General features: G+C 62.8%; 18 protein-coding genes. 14 read left to right on the forward strand and 4 right to left on the reverse strand.

Annotated elements, in window-relative coordinates:
- The first annotated feature begins 80 nt into the window (after window positions 1-80).
- The 4 genes from E8Q40_RS20795 (at window position 81) to E8Q40_RS20810 (ending at window position 4,584) form a co-directional block, all read left to right on the forward strand.
- On the forward strand, window positions 81-1,160 hold the full coding sequence (locus E8Q40_RS20795) for an ABC transporter ATP-binding protein (RefSeq protein WP_137046319.1): 1,080 nt from the start codon (window positions 81-83) through the stop codon (window positions 1,158-1,160).
- 42 nt (window positions 1,161-1,202) lie between these two features.
- Window positions 1,203-2,516 (forward strand): ABC transporter substrate-binding protein, encoded by a 1,314-nt coding sequence (locus E8Q40_RS20800; RefSeq protein WP_137046320.1) that lies wholly within the window; start codon window positions 1,203-1,205, stop codon window positions 2,514-2,516.
- A 97-nt stretch (window positions 2,517-2,613) separates the two neighbouring features.
- Window positions 2,614-3,573: a carbohydrate ABC transporter permease gene (locus tag E8Q40_RS20805; protein WP_137046321.1), complete on the forward strand. Its 960-nt coding sequence runs from the start codon at window positions 2,614-2,616 to the stop codon at window positions 3,571-3,573.
- Window positions 3,574-3,657: 84 nt separating this feature from the next.
- The gene (locus tag E8Q40_RS20810; RefSeq protein ID WP_137046322.1) at window positions 3,658-4,584 is read left to right on the forward strand and encodes a carbohydrate ABC transporter permease; all 927 of its coding nucleotides are present in this window, start codon (window positions 3,658-3,660) and stop codon (window positions 4,582-4,584) included.
- Window positions 4,585-4,588: 4 nt separating this feature from the next.
- Here the strand turns inward: E8Q40_RS20810 and E8Q40_RS20815 are convergent, their stop codons facing one another.
- Window positions 4,589-5,572, reverse strand: coding sequence for a DUF808 domain-containing protein (locus tag E8Q40_RS20815; protein ID WP_137046323.1), 984 nt, complete (start codon window positions 5,570-5,572; stop codon window positions 4,589-4,591).
- A gap of 60 nt (window positions 5,573-5,632) precedes the next feature.
- On the opposite strand from E8Q40_RS20815, the gene E8Q40_RS20820 reads away from it, so the two are divergent.
- Entirely contained in the window at window positions 5,633-8,371 is a 2,739-nt protein-coding gene (locus E8Q40_RS20820; RefSeq protein WP_137046324.1) for an acetate--CoA ligase family protein, read from the forward strand.
- 50 nt (window positions 8,372-8,421) lie between these two features.
- Here E8Q40_RS20820 and E8Q40_RS20825 read toward each other — a convergent pair whose 3' ends face one another.
- On the reverse strand, window positions 8,422-9,036 hold the full coding sequence (locus tag E8Q40_RS20825) for a cupin domain-containing protein (RefSeq protein WP_137046325.1): 615 nt from the start codon (window positions 9,034-9,036) through the stop codon (window positions 8,422-8,424).
- 388 nt (window positions 9,037-9,424) lie between these two features.
- Between E8Q40_RS20825 and E8Q40_RS20830 the strand changes: the two genes are divergently transcribed.
- Together E8Q40_RS20830 and E8Q40_RS20835 are read left to right on the forward strand one after the other, a co-directional pair.
- Window positions 9,425-10,348, forward strand: a complete 924-nt coding sequence (locus E8Q40_RS20830; protein WP_137046867.1) for a glyoxylate/hydroxypyruvate reductase A — start codon at window positions 9,425-9,427, stop codon at window positions 10,346-10,348.
- A 40-nt stretch (window positions 10,349-10,388) separates the two neighbouring features.
- Window positions 10,389-11,840 carry an NAD-dependent succinate-semialdehyde dehydrogenase gene (locus E8Q40_RS20835; protein WP_137046326.1) on the forward strand — a complete coding sequence of 484 codons (1,452 nt, stop codon included), beginning with the start codon at window positions 10,389-10,391 and terminating at the stop codon, window positions 11,838-11,840.
- Window positions 11,841-11,867: 27 nt separating this feature from the next.
- Here E8Q40_RS20835 and E8Q40_RS20840 read toward each other — a convergent pair whose 3' ends face one another.
- Window positions 11,868-13,145, reverse strand: a complete 1,278-nt coding sequence (locus tag E8Q40_RS20840) for an FAD-binding oxidoreductase (RefSeq protein WP_137046327.1) — start codon at window positions 13,143-13,145, stop codon at window positions 11,868-11,870.
- A gap of 11 nt (window positions 13,146-13,156) precedes the next feature.
- On the reverse strand, window positions 13,157-13,825 hold the full coding sequence (locus E8Q40_RS20845; protein ID WP_137046328.1) for a haloacid dehalogenase type II: 669 nt from the start codon (window positions 13,823-13,825) through the stop codon (window positions 13,157-13,159).
- A gap of 268 nt (window positions 13,826-14,093) precedes the next feature.
- On the opposite strand from E8Q40_RS20845, the gene E8Q40_RS20850 reads away from it, so the two are divergent.
- From E8Q40_RS20850 to E8Q40_RS20880, 7 genes are all read left to right on the forward strand, one after another.
- On the forward strand, window positions 14,094-14,924 hold the full coding sequence (locus tag E8Q40_RS20850; RefSeq protein WP_137046329.1) for a GNAT family N-acetyltransferase: 831 nt from the start codon (window positions 14,094-14,096) through the stop codon (window positions 14,922-14,924).
- A 14-nt stretch (window positions 14,925-14,938) separates the two neighbouring features.
- Window positions 14,939-16,315, forward strand: coding sequence for an aspartate aminotransferase family protein (locus tag E8Q40_RS20855; protein ID WP_137046330.1), 1,377 nt, complete (start codon window positions 14,939-14,941; stop codon window positions 16,313-16,315).
- Between the two features lie 255 nt (window positions 16,316-16,570).
- Window positions 16,571-17,275: an HAD-IA family hydrolase gene (locus E8Q40_RS20860; RefSeq protein ID WP_137046868.1), complete on the forward strand. Its 705-nt coding sequence runs from the start codon at window positions 16,571-16,573 to the stop codon at window positions 17,273-17,275.
- A 54-nt stretch (window positions 17,276-17,329) separates the two neighbouring features.
- Window positions 17,330-18,940 (forward strand): ABC transporter substrate-binding protein, encoded by a 1,611-nt coding sequence (locus tag E8Q40_RS20865; RefSeq protein WP_137046331.1) that lies wholly within the window; start codon window positions 17,330-17,332, stop codon window positions 18,938-18,940.
- Between the two features lie 85 nt (window positions 18,941-19,025).
- On the forward strand, window positions 19,026-19,979 hold the full coding sequence (locus E8Q40_RS20870; protein ID WP_137046332.1) for an ABC transporter permease: 954 nt from the start codon (window positions 19,026-19,028) through the stop codon (window positions 19,977-19,979).
- Window positions 19,976-20,821 (forward strand): ABC transporter permease, encoded by an 846-nt coding sequence (locus E8Q40_RS20875; protein WP_137046333.1) that lies wholly within the window; start codon window positions 19,976-19,978, stop codon window positions 20,819-20,821. Before E8Q40_RS20870 ends, E8Q40_RS20875 begins: the two co-directional genes overlap by 4 nt.
- On the forward strand, window positions 20,821-22,479 hold the full coding sequence (locus tag E8Q40_RS20880; RefSeq protein WP_137046334.1) for an ABC transporter ATP-binding protein: 1,659 nt from the start codon (window positions 20,821-20,823) through the stop codon (window positions 22,477-22,479). Before E8Q40_RS20875 ends, E8Q40_RS20880 begins: the two co-directional genes overlap by 1 nt.
- Window positions 22,480-22,581: the final 102 nt, after the last annotated feature.

Raw genomic sequence — 22,581 nt, forward strand, 5'->3', positions numbered from 1 at the left:
ACGGCTGCGAAGACAGGGACAACCCTGCGCGCGGTGACGCCGATCAGGAGTTCCGGTCGGCGCCGATTGGGAGGGAAGACATGGCTTCGGTCGCCATTCGCGACGTCCGAAAAGCATTCGGTACGACCGCCGTTATTCACGGCGTTGATATTTCTATTCTCGACGGCGAGTTCGTGGTGCTGGTCGGCCCGTCCGGCTGCGGCAAATCCACGCTGCTGCGCATGATCGCGGGCCTGGAAAACATCACCGGCGGCGAAATCGCCATCGGCGAGCGCGTCGTCAATAACGTGCCGCCGAAAGAGCGCGATATCGCGATGGTGTTCCAGAACTACGCGCTCTACCCGCACATGACGGTCGCCGACAACATGGCGTTCTCCATGAAACTGCGCGGCGCGCCGAAGGAGGAGATCGACACGCGCGTCAAGCGCGCCGCCGAAATTCTCGGCCTCAACGCGCTGCTCGATCGTTTCCCGCGGCAGCTCTCCGGCGGCCAGCGCCAGCGCGTCGCCATGGGCCGCGCCATCGTGCGCGACCCGCAGGTGTTCCTGTTCGACGAGCCGCTGTCCAACCTCGACGCCAAACTGCGTGTGCAGATGCGCACCGAGATCAAGGAACTGCATCAACGCCTCAAGACCACGACGGTCTATGTCACGCACGACCAGATAGAAGCCATGACCATGGCGGACAAGATCGTCGTCATGCATGACGGCATCGTCGAGCAGATCGGCGCGCCGCTTGATCTCTACGACAAGCCGGCCAATGTCTTTGTCGCCGGCTTCATCGGTTCGCCGGCCATGAACTTCCTCAAGGGCAAGGTCAGCGTCAACGGGACCGGCACATTTGTCGGTCCGCAGGGCGTGCGATTGCCGATCGGAAACCCGCCGGCCAATGCCAACGGCGCCGATGTCATTTACGGCATTCGTCCCGAGCATTTCACGCTTGTCGAAGACGGCTCCAACGACGGCGCCGAAGCCGAGATCATCGTCATCGAGCCGACCGGCTCCGAGACGCAGGTCTTCGCCAATCTCGGCGGCGAGGAAGTCGTCGCGGTGTTCCGCGAGCGTCACCAATTCCAACCGGGCGAGAAGATCCGGCTGCGACCAGATCCGCTGTATGTGCATCTGTTCGACGCGTCGACAGGCAAACGCCTGAACGCGTGACAAGAATAGTCAACCAAAACGGGACTCAAAGGGAGAGAAACGATGACTGACTTAACACGCCGCACGTTGGTTAAGGGTGGCACCGCGCTCGGCGCCGCCGCCGCACTGTCCGGTCCCGCCCTGCTCGACTGGGCAAAGGCTTGGGCACAAGCATCGCCGTGGAAGCCCGAGAAAGGCGCTAAATTGTCCATGCTGCGCTGGAAATATTTCGTGCAGTCGGAAGACGACGCTTTCGTCAAGCTGATCGACGCCTTCACCAAGGCGACCGGCGTCCCGGTCCAGATCGCCCGCGAATCCTACGAAGACGTGCAGCCGAAGGCTTCGGTCGCCGCCAACACCGGCACGGGCCCGGATATCTTCTGGGGTCTTTATTCGCTGCCGCACCTTTTCCCGCAGAAATGCGTCGACATGACCGACGTAGCCGATTATCTCGGCAAGAAATACGGCGGCTGGGTCGATAGCGCGGTCAAGTACGGCAAGAGCGGCAACAAGTGGATCGCGGTTCCGATCTGCTATTCCGGCGCTCTGATCAACTATCGCCTCGAAGCATCCAAGAAGGCCGGCTTCAGCAAGTTCCCGGACAAGACGGATGCGATGCTCGAATACGCCAAGGCGATGAAGGCGCAGGGCACGCCGGGCGGCATGGCGCTCGGTCACGCGTCGGGCGACGGCAACACCTGGGTGCACTGGGCCCTGTGGGCGCATGGCGGCCAGACCGTCGACGCCAACGACAAGGTCATCATCAACTCGCCGGAAACCGTCAAGGCCCTGGAATTCGCCAAGGCGCTTTACGATAACAGCATCCCCGGCACCGCGTCATGGAACGACGGCTCTAACAACAAGGCGTTCCTGGCCAAGGAAGTGTACTGGACCAATAACGGCATCTCGATTTACGTCGCGGCGCAAAACAGCGCCAAGGATGTCGCCGCCGACATGGACCATGCCTACTTCCCGATCGGCCCGGTCGGCAAGGTCACCGAGCTGCATCTGATGTATCCGGCGCTGGCGATGACCTACACCAAGAACCCGCAGGCCTGTAAGGCGCTGATCGCCTTCATGCTGGAAGCGGACAACTTCAATCCGTGGCTGCAGTCGGCCAAGGGCTATCTAACGCATTGTCTGAACGCCTACGACAAGAACCCGATCTGGACCGCCGATCCGAAGACGACGCCGTATCGCGACGTCGCCAAGCGCTCGCTCACGGCCGGCGGTCTCGGCTCAGTCGGTGAGAAAGCGGCGACGGCGATTGCCGACTTCATCGTGGTCGACATGTTCGCCAACTACGCCACCGGTCGCGAAAACGCCAAGGGCGCGATCGCGATTGCCGAACGGCAGTTGAAGCGCATCTATCGCTAAGATCCCAAGGTCCCGGGTCCGCTGCGCGGGCCCGGGATCTTTCTTTCTGTTGGCATGAAAAATATTCCGCGTTGACGGAATGCAGGGCTCAAACCTGATGACCGATGTCGCCCTCAAATCACGCCTGGACAAGCGGCCGATCCAGGAGCCCACGCCATGGGACCAGCTCAAGACCAATAAGAATTGGCTTGGTCTCTGGTTCATGCTGCCGGCAGCGGCGATTCTGATCCTGTTTCTGGCCTATCCGCTCGGCCTCGGCGTCTGGCTGTCGTTTACCGACGCCAAGATCGGCCGCAGCGGCGAATTCATCGGTCTGGAAAACTACGAATGGCTGCAGGGCGATTCGACGTTCCTGCTGTCGGTGTTCAATACAATGCTCTATACGACCGTCGCCAGCGTCATCAAATTTGCGGTCGGCCTTTATCTGGCGCTGCTGCTGAACGAGCGCCTGCCATTCAAGGCCATCCTACGCGCCGTCGTTCTGATCCCCTTCATCGTGCCGACGGTGCTATCGGCGATCGCTTTCTGGTGGATCTACGATGCGCAATTCTCGATCATTTCCTGGACGCTGAAGGAAATGGGCCTGATCACGGCCAATATCGACTTCCTTGGCGATCCGTGGAATGCGCGCTGGTCGACGATCTTCGCCAATATCTGGCGCGGCGTGCCCTTCGTCGCGATCACGCTGCTCGCCGGCCTGCAGACGGTGTCGCCGTCGCTCTACGAAGCCGCGACCATCGACGGCGCGACGCCATGGCAGCGCTTCCGCTTCATCACCTATCCGCTGCTGACGCCGATCATCGCGGTGGTAATGACTTTCTCCGTGCTGTTCACCTTCACCGACTTCCAGCTCATCTGGGTGATGACGCGCGGCGGCCCGGTGAACGCCACGCATCTGATGGCGACCCTGTCCTATCAGCGCGCGATCATCGGCGGCTCGCTCGGCGAAGGCGCGGCGATTTCGACTGCGATGATCCCGTTCCTGCTGGCCGCGATCATGGTGTCGTGGTTCGGCCTGCAGCGCCGCAAATGGCAACAGGGTGGCGAGAATGACTGAGACACCCCTCGCAACTTCGAAATCTGACCTATTCTTTCATTGGGCGCGAATGGCGCAAGCGCCACGCGCGCATGGGTGGCGACAATGACTGACGTACTCGCCGAAAAAGCGGCCCGCCCGCAGCGCGCGCTGGCCGACACGTCCGCCGCCGATCACAGCGAGGGCATGAGCTATCTCAACAGCCTGCCGCGACGGCTGGTGACGCTCTATCTGCCGCTCGGCATCATCATGGCCGTGCTGCTGTTCCCATTCTACTGGATGGCGCTGACCTCAGTGAAGCCGGACGAACAATTGCTCGATTTCGACGTCTACAGCCCGTTCTGGACCTGGAACCCAACCTTCAAGCACATCTACAAACTGCTGTTCGAGACAGAATATCCGATCTGGCTATGGAACACGATGCTGATCGCGACTTGCGCGACGGCGCTCTCGATCTTCGCCAGCGTTCTCGCCGCCTATGCCATCGTGCGGCTGCGCTACCGCGGCGCGCAGTGGGTCGGCGGCGCGATCTTCCTCGCTTACCTGGTGCCGCCGTCGATCCTGTTCATTCCGCTGTCGACGGTCGTGTTCCAGTACGGCCTGTTCGACACGCCGTTCGCGCTGATCCTGACCTATCCGACCATCCTCATTCCGTTTTCGACCTGGCTCTTGATGGGCTACTTCAAGACCATTCCATTCGAGCTTGAGGAATGCGCGCTCATCGACGGCGCCAGCCGCTGGCAGATATTGGTCAAGATCGTCCTGCCGCTGGCGGTGCCCGGCCTGATCTCGGCCTTCATCTTCTGCTTCACCCTGTGCTGGAACGAATTCATCTACGCGCTGACCTTCATCTCATCGACGCAGTACAAGACCGTGCCGGTCGCTATCGTCACAGCGCTGGTGGACGGCGACGTCTATCGCTGGGGCTCGCTGATGGCCGGCGCCATGATCGGCTCGCTGCCGCTGGTCATTCTCTACGCCTTCTTCGTCGAGCACTATGTGTCGGCGATGACCGGCGCGGTGAAGGAATAGCGCGTCAGCGCACGAGAGCCTTCGCCCGCTTCCAGGCGGGCGACACCGCGAATTCGACGATCGGTATCAGCGCGCCGCCGAGCAGCAGACCGATGACGCCGGAGATCGCGGCGTGAGTTGCCCATTCCAGAACGGGACCAAGCGCCGGCGCCAGGGCCGACACCGCATGCGTCGCCGTTTCGACGCCGTGATGGATCTGCGGCGGGCCGTAGACTTCCAGACCGTGCAGGACGATGCCGCCGCCGACCCAGATCATCGCGGCCGTGCCGACGATGCTCAACGCATTCAAAAAATACGGCATGCCCCGCACGAGGGCACGCCCCGATACGCGGCTGGTCCAGCCCAGCGCCGACGGCCGGTCGTTGCGCGCCAGCGCCACGCCGGCGTCATCGGCTTTCACGATCAGCGCGACAACACCGTAGACCCCGGCGGTGATACCGATCGCCACCACCGCTAGCACCAGCGCCTGCGTCACGATATTGCCGGCAGGAATGGCGGCGAGCGTGATCGCCATGATTTCCGCCGAGAGGATGAAATCGGTCTTGATCGCGCTCGCGACCTTTTCGTCTTCGAATGAACGCGGATTGAGGGCGACGGATTCGATCTTCGCCTCGTGGGCGTGCGCGCGATGCGGCAGCACAGCCTCGACGACTTTCTCGGCGCCCTCGTAACAAAGATAGGCGCCGCCGATCATCAGAAGCGGCGTGATGATCCACGGCAGGAAATAGCTCAGCGCCAGCGCCGCCGGCAGCAGCACAAGAAGCTTGTTGCGTAGCGACCCCAGCGCGATTTTGCCGACGATCGGCAGTTCGCGTTTGGCGGCGAAGCCGATGACGTAACCCGGTGTCACGGCCGTGTCGTCGATGACGACGCCGGCCGCCTTGGCACCGGCCTTCGCGGCCTGGCCGGCGACATCGTCGAGCGAAGCCGCCGCCACCTTGGCGAGCGCCGCGACGTCGTCCAGCAGCGCGATCAGTCCGATGCTCACGAGAGACCTGTCATAAATTCAGCGTAGGATAGGCTGACTTGCTTCACTAAGACCGAATGTTTGCGGCAGATCAAGTGCAACTCTCTTGAGTGCGGCCAACATGTCCTTCGCAAAGCGACACATTCCAAGCGACGTTCCTTAACAATGTCCATTCGAAATCTCGGCAGTCTGTTTCAGCCTCGATCCATAGCCGTCGTCGGCGCTTCCAATCGTCCGCGTTCGGTCGGCTTCGCGCTGATGAACAACCTCACCGGCGCCGGCTTCAAGGGCCCAATTTACCCCGTCAATCCAAACGAATCCGCCGTGGCCGGGCTGGCCAGCATCGCCGATGTCACCCTGCTGCCGGAGGCGCCGGAACTCGCTGTCATCGCGACGCCCCCGGACACGGTGGCGCCGATCATCGCCGAGCTTGGCCGGAAGGGAACCAAAGCGGCCGTGGTGCTGACCGCGGGCTTCGAAGGAGCCGAAGGCAAGGCGCGCAAGCAGCAGATGCTCGAGGCGGCGCGGCCGCATTTGTTGCGGATCGTCGGCCCGAACTGTCTCGGCATCGCCATGCCAGGAATCGGCGTCAACGCCACGTTCGCGCCAGCACCCATCCTGCCGGGCAATCTGGCCTTGCTCACCCAATCGGGCGCGATCGCCACGAGCGTTCTCGATTGGGCGCAGCCGCGCGGCATCGGCTTTTCCGCTGTGGTGTCGGTCGGGAATATGACTGACGTCGATTTCGGCGACATGCTCGATTACTTCGCCATGGATCGCGGCACCGATGCGATCCTCATTTACGCCGAGGGCCTCACCCAGGCGCGCAAATTCATGTCGGCGGCGCGCCGCGCCGCGCGCGTCAAGCCGGTCGTTGCCATCAAGGCGGGCCGCGCCGAGGAAGGCGCCCGCGCCGTCAGTTCGCACACCGGCGCGCTGGCCGGCGCCGATGCAGTCTACGACGCGGCCTTCCGCCGCGCCGGCATATTGCGCGTGTCCGGCTTCGAGGAATTGTTCGACGCGGCGGCGACATTGGCGCGCATGCCCAAGCAGGCGTCCAACGATCTGGTCATCGTCGGCAATGGCGGTGGTGCCGGCGTGCTCGCGACGGATCAATTGATCTCGGAAGGCGGCAAGCTCGCTGCTCTCTCCGCCGCGACGATCGCAAGGCTCGATGCGGTGCTGCCGCGCACGTGGAGCCGGGCCAATCCCGTCGACATCATCGGCGATGCCGGGACAGAGCGTTACGCACAGACGATGACGGCGCTGCTCGAAGATCCGGACATTCATAATGTTCTGGTGATCTATTGCCCCACCTCGGTGGTCACCTCGGAGGAAGCGGCAGACGGGCTGATCAGCGTGCTGCCGACGGGTGAAAAATCCGCGCGCAAGAACGTGTTCGCATCGTGGATCGGCGAGGCGACCGTCAAAAGTGGACGGACGCGCCTCGCCGAGGCGCACATTCCGACCTACGAGACGCCCGAGCGCGCGGTCCACTCCTTCATGCATCTCGTCCGCTACCGGCAAAGCCAGGACCTGCTGCTGGAGACGCCATCGGCTATCGCGCCAGTGTCCGCACAGGAGCGCGAAAAGGCAGGCACCTATATCCGGCAGGCTCTGGCCGACGGGCGCGAATGGCTCGACGCCGCGGAAATTGCGGGCTTTATGGGTTGCTATGGCATCCCCTTTGTCCGGACCGGGGCCGCCGCCGACGGCAAGGGCGCGGCCGCGATCGCCGCCGCGTTCGGCACGCCGGTCGCGCTCAAGATCCGCTCGCGCGATGTCATCCACAAGTCGGACGTCGGCGGCGTGGCACTCAATCTCGTCGGCGCGGCGGCCGTTGAAAAGGCAGCCGACGCCATCACGGCGAGCGTGTCGAAAAAACAGCCGCAGGCGAGGCATGAAGGCTTCATCGTCCAGGAAATGATCCAGCGTCCCGGCGCCTACGAACTGATCGCCGGCGTGACGACGGACCCGGTCTTCGGCCCTATGATCCTGTTCGGCCATGGCGGCACCGCGGTGGAAGTCGTCCGCGACAAGTCGCTCGAACTGCCGCCGCTCAACACCGCCTTGGCCCGCGCGCAGATCGGACGCACGCGCATCGCCTCGCTGCTGAAGGGATTTCGCGACCGCCCGCCGGCCGACATCGACGGCGTCGTCGCGGTGCTGATGCAGCTCGGCAATATCGCCGCCGATCACGACGAGGTCAGCGAGATCGATATCAATCCCCTGCTCTGCGATCAGCATGGCGTGATCGCCGTCGACTGCCGCATCCGGGTTCGGCCCGCGAAAGGCGCGCCGCAGGCGCGCATGGCAATTCGTCCCTACCCGCAGCACCTGGAAACCATGCTGACGGCCGGCGCGCAGCACGTTTCAATCCGGCCGATCCGCCCCGAAGACGAAACGGCACTGCGGGCGCTGGCCGAAGCTGTCGGAGATCAAGGCCTGTGGCACCCGTTCTTCGCCCCGCTCCGCGACCGGAGCCATCAAACGGCGGCGCGGCTGACCCAGATCGACTATGAACGGGAAATAACGCTTGTCGCCTTCGACGGCGATCGCATGACGGCACTGGTCCGTTCGGTCAGCGATCCCGATTTCGACACCGCCGAATGCGCCATCCTCGTGCCGCCTGGCCCGGCCGCTCATGAGCTATCGGCTGGCTTGATGCGAAGCCTGCTGGCGGCTTTGAAGGCGCTTGGCGTTCACAATGCCGAGCTTCGCTTCCCGCAAGACAGGAACGAGATGGCGCGCCTTGCCGCCGAGCTTGGCCTGCGGCCGACGTCGAGCGGGGCATGGGGCGCCCTCGACCTCGGTAAATGAGATTAGGCGCAAGCCGTTCGCCGGAGAGGAAGCCGTTCAGCCGCTCTTGGTCAGCCGTTTTTGGTCAGCACCTTGCAGTAAATCTTGCGGACATAGCCGTCCGACTTCCAGATATTGGACACGCCGCGATCGACGATCAGCGTATCGCCGGCACCGAACGTGCGGGATTCGCCGACGGCGTTGGTGAGCGTCACGCTGCCTTCGGTGAGATACATCAGTTCGTAATCGGCGATGGCATTGAGCTTGCGCGTATAGGCGGTCGCATCCCACATCCCGACCACGAAGCGGCCGCTCGGATCGGTGTAGACGAGTTTGCGCGCGGTGACCGGCGGCGGCGAACTCAGGAGCAATTCGGCGGATGGCGGCGGCAGCGGCGACAGCTCATCCTTCGGATTGGGCACGAGAACGGCGAGTTCGCCGGCATCGGTCGGGTCCGGCGACGATCCGGCATAAAGCATGAAGAAGATGCGCGTATCATCCGGCTGCGACCAGCGGCAGCTCAGACCGCGCGGGATGACGCAACTGCCGCCCTTGGCGACCTTGGTGACGCGGCCTTTGGCATCGGTAATGGTGACTTCGCCCGCCGTGACGATCATGAACTTGTCGACCGGAAAGGCCTCGATCGGCGCATCAAACGCCTTCAGTTCGGCCGCACCGGCGAACATGCCGTGCTCCTCCACCCGCGTGTACTAGAAGCCGCGCCGGAAGAACGCATTTTTCGCAAGATCGACCGTCCCGGCGTCGACCCAGGGCAAAAAGCGCGCGTCACGCTGCTCGGCCGGATCGAACGGGATGATGGGGTACATGGTGCGCTCTCAAGGCCTGTTCGGTTGAACGCGAAGGCCGGGATCGCGCCAGCCCCGCTTTCGATCCCGTCGTGTCAGATTACGGCGTAACGTCAGAATTTTACGCTTCAGATCCGCTCCCGGTCGCTTACTTCATCTGAAGAGCGCCCGGATTTCAGCAGCCAAAAAACCGGCCTTTGATTATGGTTGAATTCCGCGCTTCACGGCTCGGCGAGCGGTGCGCCGCGTGATCTGAGGACAATCCATGGTGGCGTTCCTGTTCAACCTCGATATGAAGCGCACGCCGGTCTTCGCCGAAGCCTTTGCCAGAGAACTGCCGCATATCCGCTTCGTCACCGACAAGGCGACCGCCGATCCGGCCGACGTGCGCTACGTCCTCACCTGGCTCGCGCCCGACGATCTGACGCGTTATCCCAATCTCGAGATCGTGTTCTCGGTCGGCGCCGGCGTCGACCAGATCGATCTCGATCGCGTGCCGACGCATCTCAAGCTCGTCCGTATGGTCGACGACAGTATCGTCCGCATGATGCAGGAATACGCGACACTCGCCGTGCTCGCTTTGCACCGCGATCTGCCCGCCTACATCGCCGCCAAGACCCAAGCGCAATGGCAGGCCTTGCCAATCACGCAGGCAGCCGACCGGCGCATCGGCGTGCTCGGCCTTGGTTCTCTCGGCCAGGCCGTGATCGAACGCCTCGCGCCATTCGGCTTTCCCATCTCCGGCTGGAGCCGCACGCCGAAGACGATCTCCGGCGTTACCTGCTTCCACGGCGATGCACAGTTCGATGCCTTCCTCGCGCAAACCGACCTGCTCATCTGCATGCTGCCGCTGACACCGCAGACGACCGGCATTCTCAACGCCACGACTTTCGCCAAACTGCCGCATGGCGCGTCGCTCGTGCACATGGGCCGCGGCGGCCATCTTGATCAGGACGCCCTGCTCAACGCGCTCGACAGCGGGCAGCTCTCCGCCGCCTTCATGGACGTGACTCATCCCGAGCCGCTGCCGCCGGATCATCCGTTCTGGCGGCACCCCAGAATCATCCTCACGCCGCACATTGCCAGCATCACGCCGTCGGACCGCGCGGCGCGCGCTGTGATCGACAATATCAAGAGACACGAGAGCGGCGGCGACATGATCGGACTGGTCGACCGCTCGCTCGGCTACTGACAACAACAACCTTCCGTTCGGCGCTCAAGGGGAGCCAGCCATGCAGCTCAAAGACACCGACCTCCTCAAGACGCAGATGCTGATCGGCGGCGCCTGGCGGGATGCAGCCTCGGGCGAAACGCTCGACGTCATTGATCCGGCAACGCAAGCTCCAGTCGGCACGGTGCCGAACGCCGGCACCGCCGACACCCGTGACGCCATCGCGGCCGCGGCGGCCGCCTATCCGGCCTGGAAGGCGAAGCCCAATGCCGAACGCGCCAAGCTCATCGAAGCCTGGCACGATCTCATGCTCAAGCACCTCGACGACCTCGCGCTGATTCTCACCAGTGAACAAGGCAAGCCGCTCACTGAGGCGCAGGGCGAAATCCGCTACGGCGCTTCCTTCGTCAAATGGTTCGCCGAGGAAGCGCGCCGCATCGGCGGCGCGACCATTCCGGCGCCAACCGCCGACCGCCGAATCCTTGTGCTGAAGGAGCCGGTCGGCGTCTGCGGCATCATCACGCCGTGGAATTTTCCGAATGCGATGATCACCCGCAAGGTTGCTCCCGCCCTCGCCGCCGGCTGCACCGTCGTCATCAAACCCTCGGAACTGACGCCTTACTCGGCGCTGGCGCTGGGCGTGCTCGCCGAACGCGCCGGCATTCCCGCCGGCGCCATCAACATCGTCACCGGCCTGCCGGCCGAGATCGGCCAGGAACTGATGACCAGCCCGATCGTGCGTAAGCTCTCTTTCACCGGTTCGACGCGTGTCGGCGCGCTGCTCATGCGCGGCGCCGCCGATACCATCAAGAAACTCAGCCTTGAACTTGGCGGCAACGCGCCGTTCATCGTGTTCGACGACGCCAATCTCGACCTCGCCGTCGAGGGCGTCATCGCCTCGAAATTCCGCAATGGTGGGCAGACCTGCGTCTGCGCCAATCGCATCCTGGTGCAGGACGGAGTCTACGACGAATTCGCCTCGCGCCTGTCGCAGCGCGTGTCCGGCATGAAGGTGGGTCCCGGCACAGAACCTGGCGTCGATATCGGGCCGATGATCAATGCCGCCGCGATCGAGAAGATCGAACGCCACATCGATGACGCCCTGTCGAAAGGCGCGCGCATGCTGTCACGCCGTGCTGATGCGCCGGGACGGCAATACGCGCCGCCCGCCGTTCTCGGCGGCGCCACGACCGACATGGTGCTGGCGAACGAAGAAACCTTCGGCCCGGTCGCACCGCTGTTCCGCTTCGACACGGAAGACGAGGCGCTGGCGATCGCCAACGGCACGCCGTATGGCCTCGCATCCTATTTTTATACCGAGAACCTCAAGCGCTCATGGCGCGTCGCCGAGGCGCTGGAATTCGGCATGGTCGGCCTGAACACCGGGTCTGTGTCGATGGAAGTCGCGCCGTTCGGCGGCATCAAGCAATCCGGCATCGGCCGCGAAGGCGCGCAAATCGGTATCGAGGAATATCTCGAAATGAAGAGCTTCCACGTCGGCGGCCTCGGTTGAAGGCGTCGCCGGCCACTGTGGTCGCGCTTACTGGAAGCGATCGAGCATCTTGTAATAGAGGCCGACCATCGGCAGAAACCACGGCTTGCCGGCATAGCCGGCAATCGCCGGCCATGCGAGGCCACTGACCGGATTGCGGTCGCCCTTGCCGAGAATGAGGTCGGCCATGACGATGCCCATGTAAGTGGACATCTGGGCGCCGTGACCGGAATAGCCCATGGCGTACCAGACGCCATCGTTGCGGCCGGCGCGCGGGAAGCGGTCCTGTGTCATATCGACCAGACCGCCCCAGCAATAATCGATCTCGACATCGGCGAGATGCGGGAAGATCTGCGCCAGACTCGCTCGCAAGATGGCGCCGGATTTGGCATCCGACTTCTGATTGATCGTCGCCGAGAAGCGGGCGCGTCCGCCAAATAGCAGTCGCTTGTCCGGCAGCATGCGAAAGTAATTGCCGATATTCATCGACGTCACGCAATTGCGGTTGCCGGGCATGGTCGCGGCGATCTCGGCATCGCTCAACGGCCGTGTGGCAATGATGAAGCTGCCGACCGGCACGATACGGCGGCGGAAATAGTCGAACGGTCCTGACGTATAGGCGCCGGTCGCGACCAGAACTTCCTTGGCGGTAATCGTGCCGCGCGTGGTGACGATTTCATGCTTGTCGCCGGTTTGGCGGCGGCCGGTGACTGCGGCGTCTTCGAAAATCGTGGCGCCATAACGTACCGCGGCATCGGCCATGCCGGTTGCGAAGCGGCCCATATGCATCATCGCGCTCTTGCCGAACAGCATGGCGCCATGGAACGCCGTTGAACCGACCTCGGCGCGCACCTGCTCGGCACTGAGCAACGCCGTGTCCGGATCGACTTCGCGCTGAACGACTTCAAAATCGCGGGCCAGCGCGTCGAAATGGGCCGGCTTCGAAGCGAGCTTCAGCTTGCCGCAGCGGCGGAAGGCGCAATCGATCCCTTCCTCCGCCACCAGTCGCTCGATCGTCGCAACCGACTCGTCGAAGGCACGATAAAGCGCCGTCGCCCGCTCGGCGCCGAGCGCGGCCTTGGCCGACGTAAAACCGTGCGCCACGCCGTTATTGAGATGGCCGCCATTGCGGCCGGAAGCGCCGGAGCCGATCTTGTCGGCTTCGAGCACGACAACGCTGGCGCCCGATTTCGCCAAATGCCGCGCCGCCGACAGCCCGGTGAAGCCGCCGCCGATCACCGCGACATCGTAGGTGCCGTTAACCGGCCCCGCCGTGGCCCGCGTGAAGCGCGGCGCGGTATCCTGCCAGTACGGCTTCAGTTGCATGGCCCGCGACCTTAAAGACCCACTACCGCCGGCAAACCGGAGATGTCCTTGATCTCCGTATATTCGTAGAACGGATTGGCCGGCTCGTGGCCGCGGTTCACCCAGACCTTGTTCTTGATACCGAGATCGTAGGCCGACATCAGATCGTAGCGGAACGACGACGAGCAGTGCAGCACGTCTTCAGGATTGCAGTTGAGCATGTCGAACATGTACTCGAACGCCTGGAAACGCGGCTTGTAGGCATTGGCCTGCTGCGCGGTATAGACGGCGTGAAACGGCGCGCCGAGCTTGGCGACATTCGACATGATCTGGTCGTTCATGGCGTTCGACAGGATGACCAAAGGAATTTCCTTGGCGACCTTGGCAAGTCCCGCCGGCACGTCGGCATGCGGGCCCCAGGTCGGGACGCGCTCATAAATCATGCGGGGGTCTTCGGCGCGGAACGGCAGGCCGTTTTTCTTGCAGGCGCGCTCGAAAGCGTTGTGAATGACCTCATTATAGGGCTTCCAGTCGCCGAGGATTTCATCGAGCCGGTAGGCTGCGAAATTCTTGACGAACTTGGCCATCTTCGCAGCGTCGAGTTGTGCGCCGAAAACGTCGATGGCACCTTCCGCCATCTGGAAGTTCGTTAAGGTGCCGTAGCAATCGAAGGTGATGTATTTCGGGCGAAAGCGGGTCATGGCGTGCTCGCTAGCGGTGAAGGTCTGTCTGTTAGCATAGATGGCGAACCGATCGCCAATTCACCGCAATAGCGGCACGCCGGCGCAGAATCTTCCGTATCACCGCCGCGCTTTGGCACGGAGTTGCGCCGCATAGCGTGACCGGTGACCGCATAAGATGCGGCCTCGCCCCCCGATCTCAGTCGAAAGATGCCCCGCGTGATGCTTTGTTGGGAGGTTCTTCTCTGCCCGGCATCCTATCAATAAGGACAAGCAAGATCGTCCGGTCATGAATCCCGTCGACATCACCATTGCCGATTTCGGCCCTGAACACCTCGAAGGCGCGCTTGCGCTGTCCCGGCAGGCCGGCTGGCCGCATCGGCTTGAGGACTGGGCCTTCTTGCTCAATCTCAGTCGTGGCTTCGTGGCGCTGGACGATAACCGCGTCGTCGGCACCATCATGATGACGCCGTTCGGACATGCGGCGAGGATCAACATGGTCATCGTCGATGCCGCCATACGCGGCAAGGGGCTCGGCGGCCGCCTGATGCAACTGGCACTCGATGAGGCCGGTGGCCGCGAATGCCAACTGGTGGCGACCGAGGACGGCCTGCCCCTCTATCGCAAACTGGGCTTCCGCGAGTTCTCGATCATCCGCCAGCATCAAGGCACGGCCCTGCCGATCGAAGCGCCGGGCGACGTGATCTGGGCAACATCGGATGCTGACAAGGACATCGCCGCGCTCGATCGCGAGGCGACCGGCATGGACCGGCGCTCGCTGATGGCAGAATTGCAGAAACACGCGATTTTTGCCGTCCTGCCGGGCGACGGCGGCATCGCAGGCTACGCGGCGATTCGCCGGTTCGGACGCGGCGATGTCATCGGGCCGGTGGTGGCACGCGATGCCAGCGATGCGCGGCGTCTGCTCGCATTCATGCTGGCTGGGCGCACCGGGAGTTTCGTTCGCGTCGATACGCACCAGGCGCTTGGCCTGTGCGACTGGCTGTCCGGTCTCGGCTTGAAGGACGTCGGCGGCGGCATTGCCATGCGCCGCGGCGAAAACCCGCAAATCAAATCCAGCGTTAGCGTTTTTGCCCTCGCCAGTCAGGCGCTCGGCTGATCCAGGAGACCACCATGTTGAGCAATTCACTGATCGAGATGGATCGGGCCCATCTGATTCACCCGGTGTCTTCGTTCCGCGGCCATGAGCGCATCGGCGCCCGCATCCTGAAGTCCGCCAAAGGCGCGCGCGTGACCGACGCCTCCGGGCACGAACTGGTCGATGGCTTCGCCGGGCTGTGGTGCGTGAACGCCGGCTACGGCCATAACAGCATCGTCGAAGCGGCGGCGCATCAGATGCGCACGCTGCCTTATGCGACCGGCTATTTCGATCTCGCCTCCGAGCCGGCGATACGGCTTGCGTCGGAACTGGCCGACCGCGCACCGGGCGACCTCAAGCATATCTATTTCACGCTCGGCGGTTCGGATGCGGTCGACAGCACCGTTCGTTTCATCCGCTATTATCAGAACGCGCGCGGAAAGCCTCAGAAAGACCAGTTCATTTCGCTGGAACAGGGTTACCACGGTTCATCGACCGTCGGCGCCGGCCTGACGGCGCTGCCGGCCTTTCACGACGGTTTTGGCGTTCCGCTCGACTGGCAGCACAAGATTCCGTCGCCTTATCCTTATCGCAATCCGGTCGGCAGCGGCACGGATGCCATCATCCAGGCATCGCTGGCCGCCTTGCGTGCCAAGGTCGAGCAACTCGGAGCCGAGCGCGTCGCCGCCTTTTACGCGGAGCCGATCCAGGGCTCGGGCGGCGTCATCGTGCCGCCTCCGGGCTGGCTCAAGGCCATGCGTGAACTGTGCCGCGAACTCGACATTCTTTTCGTCGCCGACGAGGTGATTACCGGTTTCGGCCGTACCGGGCCGCTGTTCGCCTGCCAGGAAGAAGGCCTAGATCCAGATTTCATGACCACGGCCAAAGGCCTGACCTCAGGCTATGTGCCAATGGGCGCCGTGTTCATGTCCGATCATGTGTACCAGACCATCGCCGACAGCGCCGGCGCCAAGGCCGTGGGTCATGGCTACACCTATTCGGCGCATCCGGTCAGCGCCGCGGTCGCGCTCGAGGTGCTCAAGCTTTACGAGAACGGTCTGCTCGATAACGGCCGCAAGGCCGGCCAACGCCTGATGGCAGGGCTGAACGCCCTGGCGGATCATCCCCTCGTCGGCGAGGTTCGCGGCCGCGGCATGCTGGCGGCCGTCGAACTTGTCACCGATAAGGCCAAAAAGACACCTTTGCCGGCAGCAGCCGATCCGTCCCGCCGCATCTTCGACCGGGCCTGGGCCAACGGACTTGTCATTCGTGCTTTTGGCAACGGAATCCTCGGCTTTGCGCCGCCGCTGTGCTGCACCGAATTGGATGTAGACCTGATCATCGAGCGGACCCGCCTGACGCTGGATCAGACGCTGGAGGATCCGGACGTTCGGGCCGCCATGGCCACCTGATACCATCGGAGGGCGAGCGGAGATCGGCGCCGCGAAATTCTGGAATCCGTCGATTATAGGTATTTTGTGCCGTGAGGCATGACCTATTCAGCAAACTCGCATAGCGGCCATGATCAGAATGATCATGCCAATCGACGTCCTAGATTGGTCGGTTGGAGGATGATGCCGGCATCCGCAAAACCGTAGCCCTACAACTGCCGTTGTTGCCACGATAGGGGTACGAGATTGCCTAAGTCGCTCGTCAGCTTCCGCTACATGACCTTCGACGTCGTCGGCACGCTCATCGACTTCGAGGGCGGACTTATCGACTGCCTGACGGCGATCGCCGCCGAAAACGGCAAGACTCTCGACGCCGAGCAGGCTCTCTCTTTCTATCGCGAAGCGCGTTACATGCCGGAAGCCTTGCGCTTTCCCGACGACCTCGCCCGCGTCTATCTCGTCATCGCACCGAAGCTCGGGTTTCCCGCCGATCCCGCCTTGGGCCAGCGTTTGCGCGCATCCGTTCCGCATTGGCGCGCCTTTCCCGACAGCGCCGACGCACTGGCCCGCCTGGCGAAACGCTATCGTCTGATCGCCATGACCAACGCGCAGCGCTGGGCCTACGAGCATTTCGCGCGCGAACTCGGCAATCCGTTCTACGCGGCCTTCACCACCGACGACACCGGCACGGAAAAACCCGACCCCGCGTTCTTCGAACAGGTTCTCGCCTTCATCGCCAAGGAAGGCGGATCGCGCGACGATGTCCTCCATGTCGCGCAAAGCCAATATCACGACATCGGCATCTCGCGACAACTCGGTCTCACCAATTGCTGGATCGAACGCCGGCATGCCGTCAAAGGCTACGGCGGCACCATCGAGCCGGAGCGATTCACCGAACCCGATTATCATTTCATTTCGATGGCCGCACTGGCCGATGCTGTCGACAAAACGGTGGCCCGAGGTTTGCAAGAGAGTGCGTAAATGCGGGTGGACGCCCTTCGGCGGCACCACTCGTAACAACAAGAGGGGATCAACATGACGGACAGGATCAACAACTGGACTGCCGCCGACGACCTGACGGTCGAAAACGCCATCCGGCGCGGTGCGACCCGGCGTGAGTTGCTCAACATGCTGCTGATGGGCGGCGTCGCCTTGACGGCGGGCGCCGGCATCCTGACCCGCGCAACATCCGCCATTGCCGCGACACCGGTGAAGGGCGGTCACATCCGCGCCGCCGGCTGGTCATCCTCAACGGCCGATACGCTGGATCCGGCAAAAGCTTCGTTGTCGACCGACTATGTGCGTTGCTCCGCCTTCTATAATCGTCTCACCTACCTCGGCGAAGACGGCAAGATTTCGATGGAGCTTGCCGAGAGCGTCGAGTCCAAGGACGCCAAAGTCTGGACCATCAAGCTGCGCAAGGGCGTGACCTTCCACGACGGCAAGCCGCTCACCGCCAAGGACGTCGTGTTCTCGCTCAAGCGTCACCTCGATCCGGCAACCGGCTCCAAGGTCAACGCTATCGCCAAGCAGATGACCGGCTTTGCCGCCAAGGACGACCTGACCGCCGAAGTCACGCTCGCCAATCCGAACGCCGACTTCCCGACCATCATGGCGATCCATCAGTTCATGATCGTCGCCGACGGCACCACCGACTTCTCCAAGGGCAACGGCACCGGCGCCTTCACCTGCAAGGTGTTCGAACCTGGCACTCGCTCGATCGCCGAACGCAACAAGAATTACTGGAAAGCGACCGGTCCCTATCTCGACTCGTTCGAGTTTATCGCCATTTCCGATGCCACCGCGCGCGCCAACGCGCTCTTGTCCGGCGACATCCAGTATGCCGCCAACATGAACGCGCAAACCTCGCGCCTGCTCGAAGGCAAGCCCGGCATCACGCTGACGCGCAGCGCTATGGGCAACTACTCCAACATCAACGCGCGGCTCGACCTCGATCCCGGCAACAAGGCCGGCTTCGCCACCGGGCTGAAATACCTGATCAACCGCGAAACGATCAAGACGTCGGTATTGCGCGGCCTCGCCGAGATCGCTAACGACCAGCCGGTGCCGCCGTCGAACATCTATTACAACAAGGAGCTCAAGGCGAAGCCGTTCGATCCGGAAAAGGCCAAGTTCTATTTCCAGAAAGCCGGCGTCCTCGGCAAAAAGATCCCGGTCGTCACTTCTGAAGCCGTGACCGCCGGTGTCGAAATGGCCGTCGTGCTGCAGCAGGCCGCGCAGGACATCGGCCTGGATCTCGACATCCAGCGCGTGCCGTCGGACGGCTACTGGTCGAAATACTGGCTCAAGGCGCCGGTCCATTTCGGCAACATCAACCCGCGCCCGACGCCGGACATCCTGTTCTCACTCCTCTACACCTCGGACGCGCCCTGGAACGAGAGCCAATGGAAGTCGGAGAAATTCGACAAACTGGTCCTTGAAGCCCGCGGCACGCTCGACGAAGCCAAGCGCACGCAGATGTATCACGAGATGCAGCGCATGATCGCCGAGGACGCCGGCACCGTGATCCCGGTGTTCATGGGTGGCATAGACGCGACGACCTCGAAGCTGAACGGCCTCCGGCCGAACCCGCTCGGCGGCTCGATGGGATACGCATTCGCGGAATACGTCTGGCTGGCCAGCTAACCAGGATCCCTTGCGGCCGCCGCTTGACCAACGCGGCGGCCGCAGGTCCAGTAGAGGCCGGACGGCCGCGCCTTGAGGAGTACCGATGAACCGCCAGATCCTCAGACTGGTTTCTTGGCGTTTGGCGTCGGCCGTCGTGACTTTGCTCATCGTCTCGTTCACGATTTTCCTGGCAACAACACTGTTGCCGGGAGACGTCGCGCAAATCCTGCTCGGCCAGGCGGCGACGCCTGAGGCTGTCGCCGGTCTGCGCAAGGCGATGCACCTCGACGATCCGGCCATCTTTCAGTTCATGAAATGGCTCGGCGGGCTGGCGTCCGGCGATCTCGGCCGCTCCTATGCCAACAATATGTCGGTCGCCACCCTAATCGGCGACCGTCTCGCCAACACACTGAAGTTGGCGGCGGCGACGACTGCAGTTGCCGTGCCGCTGGCTCTGACGCTCGGCATTACCTCGGCCATCAATCGCGATACGCTTTACGACCGGTTCATTTCCGGCGCGACCATTGCGATCATCTCGGTTCCTGAATTTCTGCTAGCAACCCTCGCTGTCCTGGTCTTCGCCGTCTATCTGCGGTGGCTGCCGGCGCTCTCGCTGGTCAGCGACACCCAATCCTTCGGCGGTTTGTTGCGCATCTACGCGCTGCCGGTGATGACGCTGACTTTCGGCGTGTCGGCGCAGATGATCCGCATGACGCGCGCGGCCGTGATCGAGACCCTGAACACGCCCTATGTGGAAATGGCCATGCTCAAGGGCGCGTCGCGCCGCCGCAAGGTGCTGTGGCATGCCTTGCCGAACGCGCTCGGCCCGATCGTCAACGCGATCGCCCTGTCGCTGTCCTATCTGCTCGGCGGCGTCATCATCGTCGAGACGATCTTCAGCTATCCGGGCGTCGCCAAACTCATGGTCGACGCCGTGGCGACGCGCGATCTACCCCTTATCCAGTCCTGCGCCATGATCTTTTGCGTCGGCTATCTCGTGCTGGTCACCGTCGCCGACATCATCGCCATCGTGTCCAATCCGAGGCTCAGAACATGACCACGGATGCGCTGACGACACGTCGCCGAACTTCCTATCGGTTTAACAAAGTGGGGCTGATCTCGCTCGCGGTCATTCTGGCCTGGGCGCTGGTGGCTGTCTTTGCGCCGCTGCTGGCCCCTTATCCGATCGGCAAGATCGTCAACTTCGAATTCTTTGCGCCAATGTCGGCCAAGTTCTGGATGGGAACCGACTATCTCGGACGCGACATGCTATCGCGCGTTCTTATGGGCGCGCGCTATACCGTCGGAATTTCGCTCGCCGCCGTCACGTTGGCCTGCTTCATGGGTGTTACCCTCGGCATGATGGCCGCGGTTCTCGGCGGCTGGATCGACACGGTGATGAGCCGGCTGATGGACGCACTGATTTCCATTCCAAGCAAGCTTTTCGGCCTCGTCGTCGTCGCCGGACTGGGCTCATCGATCCCGGTGCTCATTCTGACTCTGGCCGTCATCTACACACCGGGCTGCTTTCGCTTTGCCCGCGCCCTCGCCGTCAACGTCAACGCAATGGATTATGTTATCGTGGCGCGGGCGCGCGGCGAAGGACTCGGCTACCTCGTCCGTTCGGAGATCCTGCCTAACATCACCGGGCCGGTGCTGGCCGATTTCGGACTGCGCTTCGTCTTCATCGTCCTTCTGCTATCCGGCCTGTCCTTCCTCGGCCTCGGCGTGCAACCGCCTTTCGCCGATTGGGGCGCGCTGGTGCGTGAGAACCTGGGCGGCCTGCCGCTCGCGGCCCCGGCCGTTATCTTTCCGTCGCTGGCCATCGCGACGCTAACCATCAGCGTGAACCTGCTGATCGACAACCTTCCCCGCAAAATCCGGGATCAGGGTGTCTGATGGCAAACCTTGTCGAAGTCCGCAATCTGAGGGTCGAGGCGGTTACGGACGCCGGCCGCGTCATGTCGATTATCGATGACGTGTCGTTCGATATCGCCGACGGCGAAATTGTCGCACTGATCGGCGAAAGCGGCTCCGGCAAGACGACGATCGCCCTGACGCTTATGGGCTATACCAGGCCTGACTGCCGTATCAGCGGCGGCTCGGTGCGACTCGGCAGTCACGACATGGCCAAGCTCGACGAAAGCGAATGCGCGCGCATTCGCGGTGTCGAGGTCGCCTATATTCCGCAAAGCGCCGCGGCTGCCTTCAACCCGGCCCACACGATCATGGACCAGGTCATCGAAGTGGTCCGCATCCATAATCTCATGCCGGCCCGCAACGCGCGCGCCAAGGCCATCGAACTGTTCAAGGCTCTCGCATTGCCGCATCCGGAGACGATCGGCGACCGCTACCCGCATCAGGTGTCGGGCGGCCAGTTGCAGCGGCTGGCGGCGGCAATGGCCCTCATTGGCGACCCGAAGCTGATCATCTTCGACGAGCCGACCACGGCCCTCGATGTTACAACGCAGATCGAGGTCCTGCGCGCCTTCAAGGCGGTCATGCAAGGCAAGAAAATCGCCGGCGTTTACGTCTCGCACGATCTCGCAGTCGTGGCGCAGATGGCCGATCGCATCGTCGTGCTGAAGGGCGGGGCGATCCAGGAAACCGGAGCGACCGAGCAGATCATCAAGAGCCCGAGCCATCCTTATACCAAGGCGCTGATCGACGCGGTCGAACCCGCCCTGTTTACGGGCCTGAACGTAAAGGAAGAAGCGAAAGAACCGCTGCTCGAGGTGGCCGACCTCTACGCCGGATATGGCGGCTTTGGAGAAAACGGCCAGCCACGGTTACTGGCCGTCAAACACGTCGATCTGCGCGTGCCCGCCGGGCACAATCTCGGCATCATCGGCGAGTCCGGCTGCGGCAAGTCGACCCTGGCACGCGCCATCGCCGGGCTACTGCCCGCGGTGACCGGTAACATCAAACTCGAAGGCAAAGCGCTACCCCCTTACGCGCGCCATCGCAGCCGCGAGGAACTGCGCAAGGTTCAGATCGTGTTCCAGTCCGCGGATACGGCACTCAATCCAGTCAAATCGGTGAGCGAGATACTGGAGCGCCCGCTTGTATTTTATCACGGCATGGCACGGCGGGATCGCGCCAAGCGGGTGGACGAATTGCTCGACATGGTGCGTCTGCCCCGCGCGCTCGGTAGCCGGCGGCCGTCGGAATTGTCGGGTGGACAGAAGCAGCGCGTCAATTTTGCGCGCGCACTGGCCGCCGATCCCAAGTTGATTTTGTGCGACGAGATCACCTCGGCGCTCGACACGGTGGTGGCCGCGGCGATCATCGATCTTCTGAAGGAATTGCAGCGCGAACTGGCGCTGTCCTACATCTTCATCAGCCACGATCTATCGACGGTGCGGGCGATCTGCGACGACGTCGCCGTGATGTATGCCGGCGAGAAGGTCGAGCAGACGTCGCCGGACAAGATCGGCCGAACGGGCGGACATCCCTATGCGCGGCTGCTGTTCGACTCGGTGCCCAAACTCGATCGAGGCTGGCTCGATAGCCTCAAGCAGGATGAGGCGCTGATCGAGGCTTACGCGGTACGCTGAGATCCGGCGGCGCTAGACCATGATCCATCTGGATCGAATCTGATCATGGTCTAGCTTTTTGTTTGAGCATGATCTTTTCCGAAAACCGGTTTCCACTTTTCG

It is taken from the genome of Pseudolabrys sp. FHR47, assembly GCF_005153485.1.
In the GTDB taxonomy this organism is placed as follows: Bacteria; Pseudomonadota; Alphaproteobacteria; order Rhizobiales; family Xanthobacteraceae; genus Pseudolabrys.